This window comes from Streptomyces sp. HmicA12, assembly GCF_000373565.1.
Taxonomy (GTDB): Bacteria; Actinomycetota; Actinomycetes; order Streptomycetales; family Streptomycetaceae; genus Streptomyces.
This window is the reverse complement of the sequence record NZ_KB891807.1, coordinates 1-15,884: the sequence shown is the minus strand read 5'-3', so window position 1 is coordinate 15,884 and position 15,884 is coordinate 1. Positions and strand designations below refer to the sequence as shown.

Annotated in this window: 15 protein-coding genes; 8 read left to right on the top strand and 7 right to left on the bottom strand. The window is 69.6% G+C overall.

What is annotated here, in order from left to right; translation table 11 throughout:
• Window positions 1–82: 82 nt before the first annotated feature.
• The 3 genes from B072_RS46515 to B072_RS43315 all read left to right on the top strand — a co-directional run bounded on the left by B072_RS46515 (window position 83) and on the right by B072_RS43315 (window position 2,278).
• A complete protein-coding gene (locus B072_RS46515; RefSeq protein WP_078506451.1) occupies window positions 83–679 on the top strand; it encodes a DUF742 domain-containing protein in 597 nt (198 codons plus the stop codon).
• Window positions 660–1,250, top strand: coding sequence for a GTP-binding protein (locus B072_RS0116340; protein WP_026245907.1), 591 nt, complete (start codon window positions 660–662; stop codon window positions 1,248–1,250). Before B072_RS46515 ends, B072_RS0116340 begins: the two co-directional genes overlap by 20 nt.
• Window positions 1,251–1,615: 365 nt before the next feature.
• A complete protein-coding gene (locus tag B072_RS43315; RefSeq protein WP_018531036.1) occupies window positions 1,616–2,278 on the top strand; it encodes an RNA polymerase sigma factor in 663 nt (220 codons plus the stop codon).
• 487 nt (window positions 2,279–2,765) lie between these two features.
• Here B072_RS43315 and B072_RS43310 read toward each other — a convergent pair whose 3' ends face one another.
• A complete protein-coding gene (locus B072_RS43310; protein ID WP_018531035.1) occupies window positions 2,766–3,212 on the bottom strand; it encodes an ATP-binding protein in 447 nt (148 codons plus the stop codon).
• 173 nt (window positions 3,213–3,385) lie between these two features.
• Between B072_RS43310 and B072_RS0116325 the strand changes: the two genes are divergently transcribed.
• Genes B072_RS0116325 through B072_RS0116320 form a run of 3 tightly spaced genes read left to right on the top strand, consistent with a single transcriptional unit; the run spans window position 3,386 to window position 4,727 of the window.
• Window positions 3,386–4,243, top strand: a complete 858-nt coding sequence (locus B072_RS0116325; protein ID WP_026245906.1) for a helix-turn-helix domain-containing protein — start codon at window positions 3,386–3,388, stop codon at window positions 4,241–4,243.
• Window positions 4,243–4,473 (top strand): DUF397 domain-containing protein, encoded by a 231-nt coding sequence (locus tag B072_RS46510; RefSeq protein WP_078506462.1) that lies wholly within the window; start codon window positions 4,243–4,245, stop codon window positions 4,471–4,473. Before B072_RS0116325 ends, B072_RS46510 begins: the two co-directional genes overlap by 1 nt.
• A complete protein-coding gene (locus tag B072_RS0116320; protein WP_051127201.1) occupies window positions 4,470–4,727 on the top strand; it encodes a DUF397 domain-containing protein in 258 nt (85 codons plus the stop codon). The genes B072_RS46510 and B072_RS0116320 overlap by 4 nt, the downstream gene beginning before the upstream one ends.
• 74 nt (window positions 4,728–4,801) lie before the next feature.
• Here the strand turns inward: B072_RS0116320 and B072_RS0116315 are convergent, their stop codons facing one another.
• From B072_RS0116315 to eno, 4 genes are all read right to left on the bottom strand, one after another.
• The gene (locus B072_RS0116315) at window positions 4,802–4,990 is read right to left on the bottom strand and encodes an acyl-CoA carboxylase subunit epsilon (protein WP_018531032.1); all 189 of its coding nucleotides are present in this window, start codon (window positions 4,988–4,990) and stop codon (window positions 4,802–4,804) included.
• A 27-nt stretch (window positions 4,991–5,017) separates the two neighbouring features.
• Window positions 5,018–6,613: an acyl-CoA carboxylase subunit beta gene (locus B072_RS0116310; RefSeq protein WP_026245904.1), complete on the bottom strand. Its 1,596-nt coding sequence runs from the start codon at window positions 6,611–6,613 to the stop codon at window positions 5,018–5,020.
• 221 nt (window positions 6,614–6,834) lie between these two features.
• Window positions 6,835–10,674 (bottom strand): endo-alpha-N-acetylgalactosaminidase family protein, encoded by a 3,840-nt coding sequence (locus B072_RS0116305; RefSeq protein WP_018531030.1) that lies wholly within the window; start codon window positions 10,672–10,674, stop codon window positions 6,835–6,837.
• Between the two features lie 122 nt (window positions 10,675–10,796).
• Window positions 10,797–12,080, bottom strand: coding sequence for a phosphopyruvate hydratase (gene eno, locus B072_RS0116300; protein WP_018531029.1), 1,284 nt, complete (start codon window positions 12,078–12,080; stop codon window positions 10,797–10,799).
• Window positions 12,081–12,284: 204 nt separating this feature from the next.
• On the opposite strand from eno, the gene B072_RS0116295 reads away from it, so the two are divergent.
• On the top strand, window positions 12,285–12,707 hold the full coding sequence (locus B072_RS0116295) for a MarR family winged helix-turn-helix transcriptional regulator (protein ID WP_018531028.1): 423 nt from the start codon (window positions 12,285–12,287) through the stop codon (window positions 12,705–12,707).
• Window positions 12,708–12,711: 4 nt separating this feature from the next.
• Here the strand turns inward: B072_RS0116295 and B072_RS0116290 are convergent, their stop codons facing one another.
• The gene (locus tag B072_RS0116290; RefSeq protein WP_018531027.1) at window positions 12,712–13,221 is read right to left on the bottom strand and encodes a hypothetical protein; all 510 of its coding nucleotides are present in this window, start codon (window positions 13,219–13,221) and stop codon (window positions 12,712–12,714) included.
• A gap of 250 nt (window positions 13,222–13,471) precedes the next feature.
• On the opposite strand from B072_RS0116290, the gene B072_RS0116285 reads away from it, so the two are divergent.
• A complete protein-coding gene (locus B072_RS0116285; RefSeq protein ID WP_018531026.1) occupies window positions 13,472–14,029 on the top strand; it encodes a YceI family protein in 558 nt (185 codons plus the stop codon).
• Between the two features lie 14 nt (window positions 14,030–14,043).
• Here B072_RS0116285 and B072_RS43305 read toward each other — a convergent pair whose 3' ends face one another.
• Window positions 14,044–15,780 carry an ABC transporter ATP-binding protein gene (locus tag B072_RS43305; RefSeq protein WP_018531025.1) on the bottom strand — a complete coding sequence of 579 codons (1,737 nt, stop codon included), beginning with the start codon at window positions 15,778–15,780 and terminating at the stop codon, window positions 14,044–14,046.
• Window positions 15,781–15,884 lie beyond the last annotated feature (104 nt).

Genomic DNA, 15,884 nt, shown 5'->3' with positions numbered 1-15,884 from the left:
GCGTTTTCGCGCCCCGTGGCCGTAAGGTTTCGGGACGCGGCTCCACAGTGATGGTGCCCAGCGCAGTCGGAGGAGGAAGTACGTGTCTGGTTCAGCAACACCCCCGAGCGGTTCGTCGGCCAACTGGCCGCCCTACGGCCCTGCCCAGGGTCAGGCCGGCGCGGGCGGCCGTGAGGACGGGTCGCAGAACCGGTACAACTTCCCCTCTGCCCCTTCGTCGGCGGGTCATGCCCGTCCGACCCGGCAGCCCGGTCCCTACGACCAGCCGCGCGCGCCCCGCATTCAGCCTGTGCAGCCGCAGCCGCGTCCCGACGCGAATCCCGCGCCTGCTGCGAAGAACAATCCCCTGGTGCGCCCGTACGCCATGACGGGCGGCCGCACCAGGCCGCGCTACCAGCTCGCCATCGAGGCGCTGGTGCACACCACCGCGCAGCCGCACCAGTTGCAGGGCCAACTGCCCGAGCACCAGCGGATCTGCAGCCTGTGCCGAGAGATCAAGTCGGTGGCCGAAATCTCGGCCCTCCTCACGATCCCGCTCGGCGTGGCCAGGATTCTCGTCGCCGACCTCGCGGAGGCGGGCCTGGTCGCCATCCATCAGCCCGGCGGCGACGAGAGCGCCGGCGGCCAGCCAGACGTGACTTTGCTCGAAAGGGTGCTCAGTGGACTTCGCAACCTCTAGCGGAGGGCCGGCAACTCCAAGTCGTTCCACCACGTCCGCGAAGATCGTGGTGGCGGGCGGCTTCGGCGTCGGCAAGACGACGTTCGTCGGCGCCGTCTCCGAGATCAACCCGCTGCGCACCGAGGCCGTGATGACGTCCGCTTCGGCGGGCATCGACGACCTGACCCACACCGGGGACAAGACGACCACCACGGTCGCCATGGACTTCGGCCGCATCACGCTCGACCAGGACCTGATCCTCTACCTGTTCGGCACGCCCGGCCAGGACCGGTTCTGGTTCATGTGGGACGACCTGGTGCGCGGCGCGATCGGCGCGGTCGTCCTCGTCGACACCCGCCGCCTCGCCGACTGCTTCCCCGCGGTCGACTACTTCGAGAACTCCGGGCTCCCCTTCGTCATCGCCCTCAACGGCTTCGACGGCAGCCAGCCCTACAACCCGGACGAGGTGCGCGAGGCCCTGCAGATCGGCCCCGACACCCCGATCATCACGACGGACGCCCGGCACCGCGCCGACGCCAAGTCGACGCTGATCACTTTGGTCGAGCACGCGTTGATGGCGCGCCTGCGCTAGCCGGATCGTCGAACTACCGGTATTTTCGCCCCGCTGGTCCACACCAGCGGGGCGTTGTCGTTTCACGGACCGAGATCACTCTCTTCGGCCGGGCACCGTCTCTCGGCCAAGATGCGCGCCCATTCTCCGCAGTAATTACAACTCCTTCACGAGGGCGTCTCGCCTGGACATCGGCGAGTACGCGCAGTAACACCCTTGGCTATAGGTCGAGTTCGGCCGAGATGTCCCCGGCAGCTTCTGACCGAATTCACATACCTGCCGCTGTGATGTTTTCGCTGCCCCTGTCGCTCACCTGTTGGGGGCGGGACCATCAATGGTGCCCGCCCATTCTCCAGGCGAAATGAGCAGGAAGCGGAGCAGATCCGATGAGCTTGTCCCATTCGGGCACCAAGGCCGCCAGATCCGGTCCCGCCGTAGCGAGACCGGAACGGCCCCCGAGTCCCGAGCAGGAGGAGGCGCATACCGCGCACGAAGCGGAGCGCCGTCTCCTGCATGAGGCGGTCAGCAAGGCACAGAAGGGCGACGAGCGCGCCTTCCGGACGGTCTACGAGACATTGCAGCCGCGGCTCTTCCGCTACGCACGCGCCCTGGTCGGCGCGACGGAGGCGGAGGACGTCCTGTCGGACAGCTGGCTGCAGATCGCCCGGGATCTGCACAAGTTCCGGGGCGACGTCGGCCACTTCCACGGCTGGTGCAGCCGGATCGTGCGCAACAGGGCGGTGGACCACATCCGTTGGCACAAGCGCCGCCCGACGGCCACCGACGACATCAGCACGGTCATGGAGCGGCCGGCGCCCGACGACACGTCGGAGCTGGCCCTGGACATGCTGGGCACCGAGCGGGCCCTGACCCTCGTGGCGCAGCTGCCGCGGCAGCAGGCCCAGGCGGTGACACTGCTGGCCGTCGTCGGACTCGACGCCAAACGCGCGGCCGGCATCCTCGGCAAGCGCGTAGGCGCGGTACGCACGGCCGCCCACCGAGGCATCCGCACGCTGTCCTGCCTGATGACCGACACCGCGTACCACTAGCGGTCGCACGCCCGACCCGACCGGGCGGCGCCCTCATCCGGCGACGTCACGGTCCTCCTCAGGGACCCCGGCAGCCCATCAGGCCCGCGGAGTCCCTCCCTCTGCTTCCGCGTCGCGCGGAAGCCGCGCCCAGGCCCCCGGCGCGGATGCAATCCCGCACGTCTGTTCCCCGCACCACGGGACGCCCACAGATGTCGCGGCGCTTGCATCCACCACCGCGTTGTCGGACGAACCACTGACGCGTCCGGCACGCCCGTAGGGGATGTACGAGCCCCTCTGCGGGCCGGTTCTCGAGGGTTTCCCCTTCTGGCACGACGGCCACCCGTCCGCCCCGGAGGGGGGTCCCGCATGCCGAGGTACGAACACGCAGAGGATGCGGATGAGCACGCACAGGAGCAAAAGCCAAGCGCCGTTGTTGTCACCGCCCCGACGGACGATGGCAACAACGGCGCCCGGCCCTCGCGGGCCTCGCGGAACATCGGCTCGGTCAGCCGATGGGCTCCGCGTCGATGGTGTCCAGGTCCAGTTCGGCCCACACCACCTTGCCGGTGTCCGTCGGCGTCATGCCGATCGCGCTGGCCTGGGCGGCGACCAGGAACAGGCCCCGCCCTCCGGTCTGGAACAGGTCCGGGGGCTCGGTGGGGATGACCACGAGCTCGCGGGACGTGTCCGCCACTTCGAGGCGGACTCCGCTGATGGTGCGACGTACGGCGAACTCGAAGATGTTGCCGTCGCAGTGCCGCACGTTGCTGCACAGCTCCGTCGCCACGAACGAGGCGTCGTACACCAGCTTGTGCAGTCCCCAGCAGCGCAGGCGGGCGCCCACGATCCTGCGGATCTGCTCCAGGCGATGCGGGCTGTACTCCATACGGATCACGCACGGCTGATCGAGAACGTCGATCACGTCGACCTCATCCGTTGGCTGGTCCGGCATTACCCCTCCGGGGGTCCTTGTGCGGTCAACTCGCTTATGGACAAAGGACGTTGCCTCACCATCATGGCGGCGAAAGTATTCCCTAGGCAAGTATTACGCTTCAGGATCGGGCCACATCGAAGGGTTGTCCGATGACAGTTGTGTGGCCTGAAGGGGCGGGACATCATGTGGCCATGTCCCAGAGCGAGATGCCCACGATGCGCAGCCGCCGCCTCGGCGCCGAGCTGCGGCGGCTGCGAACCGACGCCGGCCTCAAGGTGAACGACGCGGCGGTGGCACTCGAATGCGGACAGCCCAAGATCAGTCAGATCGAGACCGGAAAACGCGGTATCCGCCAGCTCGACCTGACGACACTGCTGAACCTGTACGGCGTCACGGACGACCGGCAGCGGGCCAACCTCAAACGACTGGCCAGGGACGTCCACCAGGTCGACTGGTGGTCCGGGCAAGGGCCGCTCCTGGGCGACGACTTGCGCGACTATCTCACCCTGGAAGCGGATTCCTCGCTGGTCAGATCGTACGAACCCGCAGTACTTCCGGGGCTGCTGCAGACAGAGGCGTACATGCGAGAGATATTCACTGCGGGGGCGGAAGCGGATCGCGTAGAACCCCTTGTGAAGACTCGGTTGAGGCGCAAGGATCTGCTCAGCGGAACGGTCGAATTCCGCTTGAGAGTGGTCATCGACACGCCCGCGCTGCACCGGATACCCGGACCGCGCTCATTGATCTGTCAGCAGTTTGAACACCTGATGGAAACAGGCGAGTTGCCCAATGTCACCATTCAAGTTCTGCCGATGGACATAACCTTGCCTCTCGCGCAGTACGCTCCCTACACCCTGTTCACCATGCGCGGCGAACTGCCCGTGCAGGTGGCCTGGCTGGAGCACATGACCGGGGGCACGCTCCTCGAGCAACGCCCCGACGTGGAGATGTACACCAAGGCCTGGGACGACCTGACGGCGGCAGCGCTCTCGCCCGCCCAGTCCCGCCGGTACATCAGTGACCGAATCAAGCAAGAAAGCGGGTCGTGATGCCCCCCACTTCCGCCCCCACCGCCACACTCATCGAAATCGGGTCGGCGGCCTGGCACAAGAGTTCCTTCAGTGGCGCGTCCAACGGATGCATCGAGCACGCCAAACTTCCGTCACACCGGCGAGCGATCCGCGACACGAAGAATAGGCAGAACGGAGCGATTGTCTTCGCCTCTCCGGCGTGGCAGGCATTTATTTCAAGCATCAACTCCGGAGTTCTGCCGCTATGAGTACGAGCACAACAGACACCGTTCCGCGCGACCTCGATCAGGAAAAGCGGAAAATTTACGCGATCGATCTCTCCGACGCTCAGTGGCTGAGCGCGCCGGGCGGCCCCGCATGGGGTCGTGTGGAGGTCGCCGCGCTCGCGGACGGGGCCGTGGCCATCCGCAATCCGCAGGACCCGCGAGGGCTCGTCCTGCGCTTCACCGCCCATGAGTGGGAGTCGTTCAAACGCGGGGCGCTGCACGGCGAGTTCGACTGAGCCGGAAGCCTCCTGCCGCACATGCGTGAGCCCCCTCCAGATGGAGGGGGCTCACGCATGTGCGGCAGGGGGGCTCAGCGCCAGCTGTGCGGCGCCCGGAAGCCGTGCTCGCGCTCCAGCCGGCGCCAGCCCGCGCGGGACTGGAGGGCGGGGGCCGGGGCGGACGGCTGGGTGGCCGCGCGGGCGACGAGGATCGCGGTGATGGCCGCGACCTCCTCGGGGTCGGCGTGGCCCTTCTCGACACGGATGTCAGGCATGGACATGTGGCAGTCTCCTACGACTAGTGACCGCTACTGCGGCGGGTTGCCGTGCTTGCGGGAGGGCAGGTCGGCGTGCTTGGTGCGCAGCATCGCGAGCGAGCGGATGAGTACCTCACGGGTGGTGGCGGGGTCGATCACGTCGTCGACCAGACCGCGCTCGGCCGCGTAGTACGGGTGCATCAGCTCGGCCTTGTACTCCTTGACCATCTTCTGACGCATGGCCTCGGGGTCCTCGGCCTCGGCGATCTGGCGGCGGAAGATCACGTTGGCCGCGCCCTCGGCACCCATGACCGCGATCTCGTTGGTCGGCCAGGCGTAGGTGAGGTCCGCGCCGATGGACTGGGAGTCCATGACGATGTAGGCACCTCCGTACGCCTTGCGAAGGATCAGCGAGATCCGCGGGACGGTGGCGTTGCAGTACGCGTACAGCAGCTTCGCGCCGTGGCGGATGATCCCGCCGTGCTCCTGGTCGACGCCGGGGAGGAAGCCCGGGACGTCGAGGAGGGTCACGATGGGGATATTGAAAGCGTCGCACATCTGGACAAAGCGGGCAGCTTTTTCCGAGGCCTCGATGTCCAGGACACCCGCGAGCGACTGCGGCTGGTTGGCGACGATGCCGACGACCTGGCCGTCCAGGCGGGCCAGGGCGCAGATGATGTTGCGCGCCCAGCGCTCGTGGACCTCGAGGTAGTCGCCGTCGTCGACGAGCTCCTCGATGACCTTCGTCATGTCGTACGGGCGGTTGCCGTCGGCCGGGACCAGGTCCAGGAGGACGTCCGAGCGGCGGTCCGCCGGGTCGTCCGACTCCACCGTCGGCGGGTTCTCCCGGTTGTTCTGCGGGAGCAGCGAGATCAGGTAGCGGACCTCGGCGATGCAGGTCTCTTCGTCGTCGTAGGCGAAGTGCGCCACGCCCGACGTCTCGGCGTGCACGTCCGCGCCGCCGAGCCCGTTCTGCGTGATGTTCTCGCCGGTGACCGCCTTGACGACGTCCGGGCCCGTGATGAACATCTGCGACGTCTCGCGGACCATGAAGACGAAGTCGGTGAGCGCCGGGCTGTAGGCGGCGCCGCCGGCGCACGGGCCGAGCATCACGCTGATCTGCGGGATGACACCGGACGCCTTGGTGTTGCGCTGGAAGATGCCGCCGTAGCCCGCGAGGGCGGAGACGCCTTCCTGGATACGGGCGCCCGCGCCGTCGTTCAGGGAGACCAGCGGGGCACCGGCCGCGATGGCCATGTCCATGATCTTGTGGATCTTCGTGGCGTGGGCCTCGCCCAGGGCGCCGCCGAAGATGCGGAAGTCGTGCGCGTAGACGAAGACCGTACGGCCCTCGACCGTGCCCCAGCCGGTGATGACACCGTCGGTGTACGGCTTCTTGGCCTCCAGGCCGAAACCGACGGCGCGGTGCCGGCGCAGCTGCTCGACCTCGTTGAACGACCCCTCGTCGAGGAGCAGCTCGATGCGCTCGCGCGCGGTGAGCTTGCCCTTCTTGTGCTGGGCCTCGGTCGCCCGGTCGCTGGGACCGGCCAGGGCCTGTGCGCGGATCGCGTGCAGCTCGGCCGTGCGCCCGCGGGCGTCGGTGGGCTCGTCCCCGGGGTTCGAGGCGGTGTCGTCCAAAACGGTCATGTAGCGACCATACGAAGCCGACCAAGGAAAACGGGCCGTCGACTCTGTACAGTCTCCGGCCCGTTTTCCTGGTAGCCCCGAACAGAACGCATCCGGCATGCAGCCAAAGTTACTGCTCAGGACCCCCTCGGGTTGTGGGGGTCATACAAAGGCGTCCGGTGAGAGGCCCGTCACGTCGCCGTGTCGGCGGGCTGTGGCGACCCAACTGTTCACGCAGCTTTTCACCCGCCGCAATGGAAGCGGGCGGCTCCCCAGTCCGCGTGATCGTTCCCGTTGCCGTCGCCGCCGTCGCCCGCGATCAGGTCGACGTACTTGGCGCCGGTGACGTCCGCCGTCAGGGACCAGGCGGGGTCGGTGGCCTTGAGGACCGGTGACGCCACCTTCTCGGTGCCGTCGGCCGCCACCGAGAATCGCACACTTCCGCGGCTGGTCTGCACGTCGTCGATGCCGACCTCGGCCGTGAAGGAGGTGCACTGTCCGCCGAGGTAGTAGCGGACCCTGGCCGGGGCATGGCTGCCCAGGCCCTTGTCGTACGTGACTCCGCCGATCTTGAGGGGGGTGCCGTCGCCCTGGCCCTGTTCGCCGTTGGACAGGTCCTTCTCGACCGGGCCCCAGCCGTTGTCCGCCGACGCCCAGTCCAGGTCGCTGGCGTACGTGTCCTTCGTGGGCGGCGGCGGGAGCGTGCGGACGGCGGCGCCCGCGGTGAGAGTGCGCGCCGTGCCCGCGACGGTGTACGTCGCCTTCGAACTCAGCTGGTAGGGCTGGTACTCGGCGTCGGCGGGCGGGGTGACCCGGTAGGTGACCGTGGCCTTGTCGCCGGGGGCCACCGGGTCGAGCGTGGTGGATCCCGCCGGTTCGGCCGTCCAGCCCTCGGGGAGGCCGAGGGTGACGGTGGCGTCCGTCACCGGGTCCTGCTCGTAGTTGGTGAAGGTGGCCTCGACCTTGTTGGGCTGTCCGGGCTCCAGGGTCTCCCCCGCCTTCAGCGCGAGTGTGCCGCAGGCGGCCTGTTCCTTCGCCGGGCCGAGGTCGGTCACGGTGAAGTCGTCGAGGACGAAGTCGGCCCCCTCCGGGGCGCCGGGCAGCTTGCGCAGGCCGGTCCACGTGGTGCCGCAGCCCGCCGTGACGGTGGTGCTGAAGCGGCCGGTGGTGCGCTGCTCACCGAGGGGGACGGCGGCGGTCTCGACGGCGTCGTCGCCGCGGTCGTAGCCGCTGATCCACTGGTAGGCGCCCGCGTGGCTGGACTGGTAGGAGAAGTCGACCCGGTAGGCGTGGCCGTTCGTGAGCGGGACGGCCGCGGGCGAGGTGCGGTAGACGACGCCGTCGTTCTCCTCGTGCGACTTGAGGGACTCGGAGCCGTCGCCGATGACGTCGTCGATCAGCTTTCCGTTCCAGCCGGCCTGCGTGTACGGGGCGTTCTTCTGCGCGATGTGCGTGCGCGGGTCGGTGACGCCGCCCGCGTCGCCCTTGTCGAACGGCCCCCAGCCCTCGTCCACGTCCTCGAAGTCCTCGTGGACGACCGTGCCGGCGCGCGTCGTGGGGGCGTTCGCCACCAGGCGGACGTCATCGACGCGGACGGCCGCCGCGTCGGTGTCGCCCTTCTCCGTCGCCACGCGCAGCGTCGTGGTGCCGCTCGCGGGCGCGGTGAAGTTCACCTTGACGCGCTGCATGCTGGTGTCGTGCCAGTCACTGGCGGCCATCGTGTTCGGCAGCGTGGACCGGTCGACGGCCACCGTGGCACCGGCGGCGCCGAGTGTCGTACGGCGGGACTTGCCCGGCTCGATCTCGACCCAGGCGGAGGCGGTGTAGCGCTTGCCCGGCTCGAGCCCCGTGATCCGCTGGGAGATCGCGGCCGGATCCCGGCCGGTGAGGCGGGCGCTGTTGCGGCCGTGGTCGTCGGTGTCGCGAGCGACCGTGCCGGTCGTGTCCCAGGCGGCGAGGCGGGCGTCGTTGAAGCCGGGGTCGGTGACCGGGGTGCCCTCGCCCCAGTGCGGATCGGTGGCGCGCGGGGTGTCGTCGGCCGGGTAGAGGACGTACGGCTGTCCGGCCTCGGCCTTGAGGGTAAGCCTGCCGGAGGCGTCGGTGCGCACGGTGCCGGTCTTCACGCGGCCGTTGTCGGTGAGCCGGTAGACCGTGTACGCGCCGCGGGGCACGGCCCAACTGCTGGTGCCGCCCTGCTTGTTGTAGTGGTACAGCTTCTTGCCGTCGCCGTCCTTGGCGTCCCACGGGAGCAGGTAGCTGTCCCCGTCGAGGACCTTGCGGTCGTGGTCGTAGAAGGTGCGCTTCCCGTTCTCGACCGTGCCGCGCAGGCCGCCGGTGAAGGTGATGTCGTCGCCGTCCCAGCGGGTGATCTGCTGGTGCTGGAGGTACTTGGCGGGCAGGTCGCGCTGCCAGACGTTGGCGTAGAAGGCGTTCCAGTCGGTCTCGCCGGTCCAGCCCTCGAAGTCGACGAGGGCGGTCTGACCGAGGACGGGATCGTTGTTCCAGACGTCCTTCTCGCTGTTCCGGATGAACCGGATGATCTTCGAGTTGAGGCCCTTGTTGGTGGCGCCGCCGTAGTCCAGGTCGTTGGCCCAGTGCGACCACAGGGACTGCCGCTCGAACTTGTCGGCCCACTCGGTGGCGAGGTTCCAGCCCTGGCCGTTGATGGCCTTCGCGGTCTGCTCGGCGATCCAGCCGTGCGTGTAGTACACGTCGACGTAGACCGTGGTGAGGTTCTTGTCCGTCTCGTCGCGCAGCTGCTGGAAGCGGGCGGCGAGGTCGCCGCCGTTGATGTCGCGGCGCTGGTCGATGTAGTAGCTCTGGTCGAGCCAGTTCCAGCCCGGGGCCTTGGGGTCGATGAGCTTGTCGCTGAAGTGCTTGGCGACGGGGTACGCCTCGGTGGCGTTGACGTGGACGCCGAACTCGGCGCCGTACTCCTTGCCCGTCCTGAGCAGCTTGTTGAGGTCCTTGAGGCCGCCGGCCCGCTTGTTGGTGTTGCCGCCGTAGTCGGGGTGGGCCGAGTCGTGGCCCTCGGACGCGTACCCCTTGAGCAGCGCGAACTGGCCCAGGTCGTCGGTGGCGAGGGAGACCCGCTTGACGTCGTCGAGGGTGCGCAGGAAGGGGTGCTGGGCCTGGCTGGCGAAGTTGAACGGGATGTGGGTGACGACCCGGTCGGGGGTCTTCTCGCTCCCCTTCGCCTTGATGCCGATGGAGCGGAAGGCGACGGCGCCGTCCTGCCAGTCGACCGTGCCGTCCGCGTTGGCGTCCGGGGTCACGACGACCTTGGCCCAGGGCAGGTCGTCGCCGGTGGCGTGCGTGGCGGAGCCCTCGCCCCGGTACGTCCACTGCCCGGACCAGACGCCGACGCGCGTGCCGCCGTCCGCGTCCTTGCGGGCCTGGTGCCAGAACCGGGCGTCGTCGCCGCCGGTCGCGCCGCTCGGCTTGTCGTAGGTGGAGTTGGACTCGACGGCGGCCGCGAGCCCGTCGGTGTTGACGATCGCGTACGAGGCGCCGGTCGCGGACGTCTCGGCCGGGGTGTCGGCGGTGACCTTGCCGAAGACGTCGGCGGTGCGGGTGGAGTCCGGGTCCAGCTTGGTGAACGCGGTCCGCGCCCCGCCGTCGGCGCTGTCGACCGAGACGAGGTCGTGGCCCGGGATGTCGAGGGTGCCGACCCGGAAGGCGGCCGTGTCGCGGACCGCGGTGACCTTGAAGGTCGTGGTCCGGCCGCGGACGCCGAGCGTCGCGTCGATCTCCACGCCGGGCAGGTCGGGAAAGGCGAGGGTGTACGCGGCCGTGGACCCGGTGACCTTGGGGGCGGCCTTGACGTGGGTGGCGTACGGCTTGCCGTTGAGGGTGATCTCGGTGACCGGGCGGGTGCTGCCGGACAGGCGGGCGCCGTCGGCCCGGTTCTCGTACGAGAGGACGCGGGGGAAGTCGTCGGCGACGGTCACCTTCAGCGGGCCGGAGGCGAGGACCGTGCCGACCGGCTCCGCCGGGGCACTGGCGCTCGCGACCGGGGTGAGGCCGGCGCCGAGCAGCGCGGCGCCGGCCAGGACGTAGAGGGCTCGGGATCTTGGGGGCATGGGGCTCTGGGTATCCGTGCGCGGCCCTCCGGGTCAACGGGTGGATGAGGGAACGGAGTTGAGAGTCCAACAGTCCGTTCCCTTTAGTCCAAGCCCCGTGAGGGGCGCGGGGAACCGCGCGCTCAGCCCACCTGATACCTCGCCGAGCCGCCCAGCTGCTCCTCGATGCGGATCAGGCGGTTGTACTTCGCCGTGCGGTCCGAGCGGGACAGGGAGCCCGTCTTGATCTGGCCGCAGCCCGTCGCCACCGCCAGGTCGGCGATCGTCGTGTCCTCCGTCTCGCCGGAGCGGTGCGACATCACGGCCTTCCAGCCCGCCCGCTGGGCGGTGGTCACCGTCTCCAGCGCCTCCGTCAACGTACCGATCTGGTTGACCTTGACCAGGACCGCGTTGCCGACCCCCGTGCGGATGCCCTCGCGCAGCAGCTCCGGGTCGGTGCAGAAGACGTCGTCGCCGGTGAGCTGGCAGCGGTCGCCGACGCGGGCGGTCAGTTCGCGCCAGCCGTCGAGGTCGTCCTCGGCCATGGGGTCCTCGATGGACAGGACCGGGTACGCGTCGATCAACTTCTCCAGGTGGTCGACCTGTTGGGACGTGGTCCGCTCGACGCCCTCGCCCCGGTACGCGTACACGCCGTCCCGGTGGAACTCCGACGACGCCGGGTCCATGATCAGGCCGATGTCGGCGCCGGGCCGGTACCCGGTGCGTTCGATCGCCGCCATGACGAAGTCGAGCGCCTCCTCGGCGGTGCGCAGCGCGGGGGCGAAGCCGCCCTCGTCGCCGACGCCCGTGGAGTGGCCGGCGGCGAGCAGGTCACGGCGCAGGGTGTGGAAGACCTCGGAGCCCATGCGGACGGCCTCGGCGAAGGTCGGGGCGCCGACCGGCGCGATCATGAACTCCTGGAAGTCCAGCGGATTGTCGGCGTGGGCACCGCCGTTGACGATGTTCATCATCGGCAGCGGCAGGAGGTGGGCGTCGGCTCCGCCGAGGTGGCGGTAGAGCGGCAGCCGGTGCGCGGCGGCGGCCGCCTTGGCGCCGGCGAGGGAGACGCCGAGCAGGGCGTTGGCGCCGAGCCGGGACTTGGCGGGGGTGCCGTCGAGGGCGATCAGGGCGGCGTCCAGGCCCGCCTGGTCGTCGGCGTCGAGGCCGGTGACGGCGCGGGCGATCTCGCCCTTGACGTGGGAGACGGCCCGGTCGACGCCCTTGCCGTGCCAGCGCCGCGGGTCGCCGTCGCGCAGTTCGACGGCTTCGCGGGCGCCGGTCGAGGCACCGGAGGGGACGGCCGCACTGCCCTCGGAGCCGTCGGCCAGGGCGACGTCGACCTCGACGGTGGGGTTGCCGCGGCTGTCGAGGACGGCGCGGGCGGTGACCGAGGTGATCGCGGTGGAGGTGTGTGCCGGTGCGGGCATGGGAGTTCCTTCGCGTCGCTGCATGCCGCGGCCCTGCTGCGACAACGCTGGCGCGTGCCGCGACGGAACAAAACTATACAGCTCCGCTGTTCAGTTCTGCTGTTCAGTTGTTCTGTTCAGTTCAGCTGTTCAGCTTGGCTGCACAGGCTCGCTGTGCAGGTCAGGTGCTCAGTCCCGCTGGCTACTGCCGGGTTAAAGTGCCGTATGCCTGCCCGGGAATCCGCCGCCGTCGCCACCGACCTGCGCACCGCCATGGGGCGCCTCACGCGGCGCGTGAAGCACGAGGACCTGATTCCGCACGGGCAGGTCGCGGTGCTCGGCGTGCTGGACCGCGCGGGCGCCATGACCACCAGCGATCTCGCCGTCGACCAGCGGGTGCGGCCCCAGTCGATGGCCCGCGCGGTCGGGCTGCTCACCGAGCAGGGGCTCGTCACCCGGCGGGCGCACCCGACGGACGGCCGCAAGTCCCTCGTGGAGCTGACCGATGCCGGGCGGAGCGCCCTGGAGGCGGAGCGCGGCCGTCGGGCCGGCTGGCTGGCCCAGGCGATCGAGGCCGAACTCAGCGACGAGGAGCGGGAGTTGCTGGCGCGCGGCGCAGCCCTGATGGAGCGGCTGGCCGCGCGCTGACCTGCTAGCAGCCGCCGCAGTTGTAGTACAGGACGTCCCAGTGGTTGCCCTCGTCGGCGTAGATGTTGCCCGAGCCGGACTTGTACTGCGGGGCGCCGTCACCCCGTAGCCCGATGTAGCTGAAGTTGCCCTTGATGTAGTTCGTGACGCAGGTGCTCTTGCCGAAGTCGAGCTTGTAGCCGTTCCAGTGGGAGTACGTGCCGCTCGCATGGCCGGTCTCGGTGCCGCCGGTGATGTTGAGCGCGCAGCCACTGGCCCTCTTCAGGGTCTGGGCGCCCTGGGCTGTGGCGAGATTCAGCTGGTCGAAGGACGTACACGTGGAGACGTTGCGGTCGGAGCAGCCGCCGGACGACGACCAGGTGATGCCGACCGAGCTGAACATCGAGGTGGCGGTCGCGTGACTGATCTTGGTGACGGCGAAGGCGTCGGTGGCCGTAGTCAGGACGCCGAAGCCGGGGGCGACGAGCGCGCCGGTGGTGAGCGCGAGTGCGGTGAGCGCGGAGCGGATGCGCATGGAAGGTCCTTTCCTGCTGTTGACCGTGCTTGCTGTGGGACGGCTGTGGTGCAGGTGGAACAGAGAGATGGTGCCCGGTTCTACGCGCGTCCGGTAGTGCGCCCGCGAGATCCACCGGGTGTAATCGAGGGGACACGCCGCGTTTGATGTTGAAAGTTGAACATCATCGCGCTACAGTCGCTCTCAGTTGATGGTTCAACGTTCAACATCACCGCGACACTCCCGTGCCGCCGTCCCCAAGGAGCACGCCATGGCCACCACCCCGGAGCTCGCCGCCCTCACCGGTGACTACACCGTCGACCCCGCGCACACGACGCTCGGCTTCGTCGCCCGGCACGCGATGGTGACGAACGTGAAGGGCAGCTTCACCGACTTCACCGGTGAGCTGCACCTGGACGGTTCGGAGCCGGGCAAGTCGACCGCCTCGTTCGACGTGCAGATGGCGAGCATCGACACCGGTAACGCGGACCGCGACGGTCACCTCAAGAGCGCCGACTTCTTCAAGATCGACGAGTTCCCGACGATGACGTTCCGTTCGACGTCGGCCGAGTCGCTGGGCGGCGAGGACTACCGCATCACCGGTGACCTCACCATCCTCGGCACCACGAAGCCGCTCACCATCGACCTGGAGTTCAACGGCTCGGCGAAGGACCCGTTCGGCAACGAGCGCGTGGGCTTCGAGGGCAAGGCCCAGATCAAGCGCTCCGAGTGGGGCCTGACCTGGAACGCCGCGCTGGAGACCGGCGGCGTCCTCGTCTCCGACAAGATCAAGCTGAGCTTCGACATCTCGGCCATCAAGAACGCCTGACGTTCTTCTCGCAGTCAGTGGGTCGAGGCGGTCACCAGTTGGGTGGCCGCCAGCTCCCCGTACAGGGCGTCCGCTTCGAGCAGCTCGGAGTGGGTGCCCTGTGCGCGTACGCGGCCGTGTTCCATGACGACGATGCGGTCGGCGTCGACCACCGTCGACAGGCGGTGCGCGATGACCAGGACCGTGGTGTGCGGGGTCAGGTCGCGGATCACCTCGCGCAGGTGCTGTTCGTTGACCGCGTCCAGGTTCGCCGTCACCTCGTCGAGCAGGAGCAGCCGGGGGCGGCGCAGCAACGCCCGTGCGATGGCGACCCGTTGGCGCTCGCCGCCGGAGAGCAGGACGCCGCGGTGGCCGACCGGGGTGTCCAGGCCCTCGGGGAGGCGGGCCAGGAGGTCGTCGAGGCGGGTGCGGGTGACGGCCTCCGTCACTTCTTCGTCCGTGGCGTTGGGGGCCGCGTAGCGCAGGTTGTCGCGCAGGGTGCCCGCGAGGACGGGCGCGTCCTGTTCCACGTAGCCGAGGGCGGCGCGCAGCTCCGCGAGGGGCCAGTCGCGGATGTCGCGGCCGTCGACCGTGAGCGCGCCCGCGGTGTGGTCGTAGAAGCGTTCCAGGAGCGCGAAGACCGTGGACTTGCCCGCGCCGGAGGGGCCGACGAGCGCGGTGAGGCCGCCGGGCGGGGCGGTGAAGGTCAGTGCGTCGTGGGCGGGGGCGCGGTCGTCGTCGTAGGCGAAGGTGACGTCGGTGAAGGTGACCTCGGCGGGCCCGGACTCCCTTGCGGTACGGGCCTGTCGGGGCGGGTCGGGGTCCTCGCCCGGCAGGTCCTCGATCTCCGCGATACGGCCGACCGCCGCCATGCCGGTGTTCAGGCCGACCCAGCCCTCCGCCAGTTGTCCGAGCGGCGCCACCAGGTAGAAGAGGTACAGCAGGAAGGCGATGAGGGAGGCCAGGTCGAGGGCTCCCGACGCGACGCGGGCGCCGCCCGCTCCCAGCACGCACAGGAACGCGACCTGCACCGACACCAGCATCGACACGTCGGACGCCGAGGTCCAGCGGGCGACCGACAGGCCCTTGTCGTAGGCGCGGCGGGCGGCGCTCGTCACGGCGTGCCGCTCGCGGTCCTCGGCGCCGTTCGCCTTGACCGTGCGGAAGGACTGGAGGGCGCGGTCCAGGTTCGAGCCCATCGCGCCGACGGCTTCCTGGGCCTGGAACTGGGCGCGTCGGATGCGCGGCATGAGCAGGGCGAGTGCGGCCGTGATCAGGGCGAGGACCAGCAGGGTCACCAGGAGCAGGAACCAGTCCACGATGCCCATGAGGACGACCGTGCCGAGGAGGGTGAGCGCGCCGTTCGCCGACTCGACGAGGCTGCGGGACAGGACCGTGCGCAGGAGGGTCGTGTCGCCGGTGGCGCGGGTGAGGAGGTCGCCGGGGGTGAGGCGGTCGACGGCGGCGACCTTGAGGCGCAGCATGCGGGTGGTGAGGCGCTCCCGGGCGGCGAGGACGACCGCTTCCCCGGTCCGGGACATGAGGTAGGTGCCGGTCGCCGTGAGGGCGGCGCCGGCCAGGACGATCAGGGTGAGCAGGGCGAGGGCCGGGGCGGGTGAGCGGTGCTCGGCGAAGGCCTGGACCGCGTACTTCGCCGCCCAGGGCATGGTCAGGCCGGCGGCGGATCCGGCCAGCGCGAGGGTGCCTCCGGCGGTCAGGGGGCGGAGGTGGGGCCGCGCTTGGGCGAGGAGGCGGGACAGGTCGGTGGGCATGGGGGGGCTTTCCGGGGTGGCTGGCTGTGGGTGGCTGGGGCGTGCGCCTCAGAGCTCGGGTCCGGTTGTTCGTTCGCGGGTGCGGGTGCGGGTGGGGGTGGGGG

Excerpts from the sequence above, each read along its gene's own strand:
- B072_RS43315 (WP_018531036.1), top strand. The coding sequence starts at position 1,616 with ATGAGCTTGTCCCATTCGGGCACCAAGGCCGCCAGATCCGGTCCCGCC.
- B072_RS43310 (WP_018531035.1), bottom strand. The coding sequence starts at position 3,212 with ATGCCGGACCAGCCAACGGATGAGGTCGACGTGATCGACGTTCTCGAT.
- B072_RS0116325 (WP_026245906.1), top strand. The coding sequence starts at position 3,386 with ATGTCCCAGAGCGAGATGCCCACGATGCGCAGCCGCCGCCTCGGCGCC.
- B072_RS46510 (WP_078506462.1), top strand. The coding sequence starts at position 4,243 with ATGCCCCCCACTTCCGCCCCCACCGCCACACTCATCGAAATCGGGTCG.
- B072_RS0116320 (WP_051127201.1), top strand. The coding sequence starts at position 4,470 with ATGAGTACGAGCACAACAGACACCGTTCCGCGCGACCTCGATCAGGAA.
- B072_RS0116315 (WP_018531032.1), bottom strand. The coding sequence starts at position 4,990 with ATGTCCATGCCTGACATCCGTGTCGAGAAGGGCCACGCCGACCCCGAG.
- B072_RS0116310 (WP_026245904.1), bottom strand. The coding sequence starts at position 6,613 with ATGACCGTTTTGGACGACACCGCCTCGAACCCCGGGGACGAGCCCACC.
- B072_RS0116305 (WP_018531030.1), bottom strand. The coding sequence starts at position 10,674 with ATGCCCCCAAGATCCCGAGCCCTCTACGTCCTGGCCGGCGCCGCGCTG.
- eno (WP_018531029.1), bottom strand. The coding sequence starts at position 12,080 with ATGCCCGCACCGGCACACACCTCCACCGCGATCACCTCGGTCACCGCC.
- B072_RS0116295 (WP_018531028.1), top strand. The coding sequence starts at position 12,285 with ATGCCTGCCCGGGAATCCGCCGCCGTCGCCACCGACCTGCGCACCGCC.
- B072_RS0116290 (WP_018531027.1), bottom strand. The coding sequence starts at position 13,221 with ATGCGCATCCGCTCCGCGCTCACCGCACTCGCGCTCACCACCGGCGCG.
- B072_RS0116285 (WP_018531026.1), top strand. The coding sequence starts at position 13,472 with ATGGCCACCACCCCGGAGCTCGCCGCCCTCACCGGTGACTACACCGTC.
- B072_RS43305 (WP_018531025.1), bottom strand. The coding sequence starts at position 15,780 with ATGCCCACCGACCTGTCCCGCCTCCTCGCCCAAGCGCGGCCCCACCTC.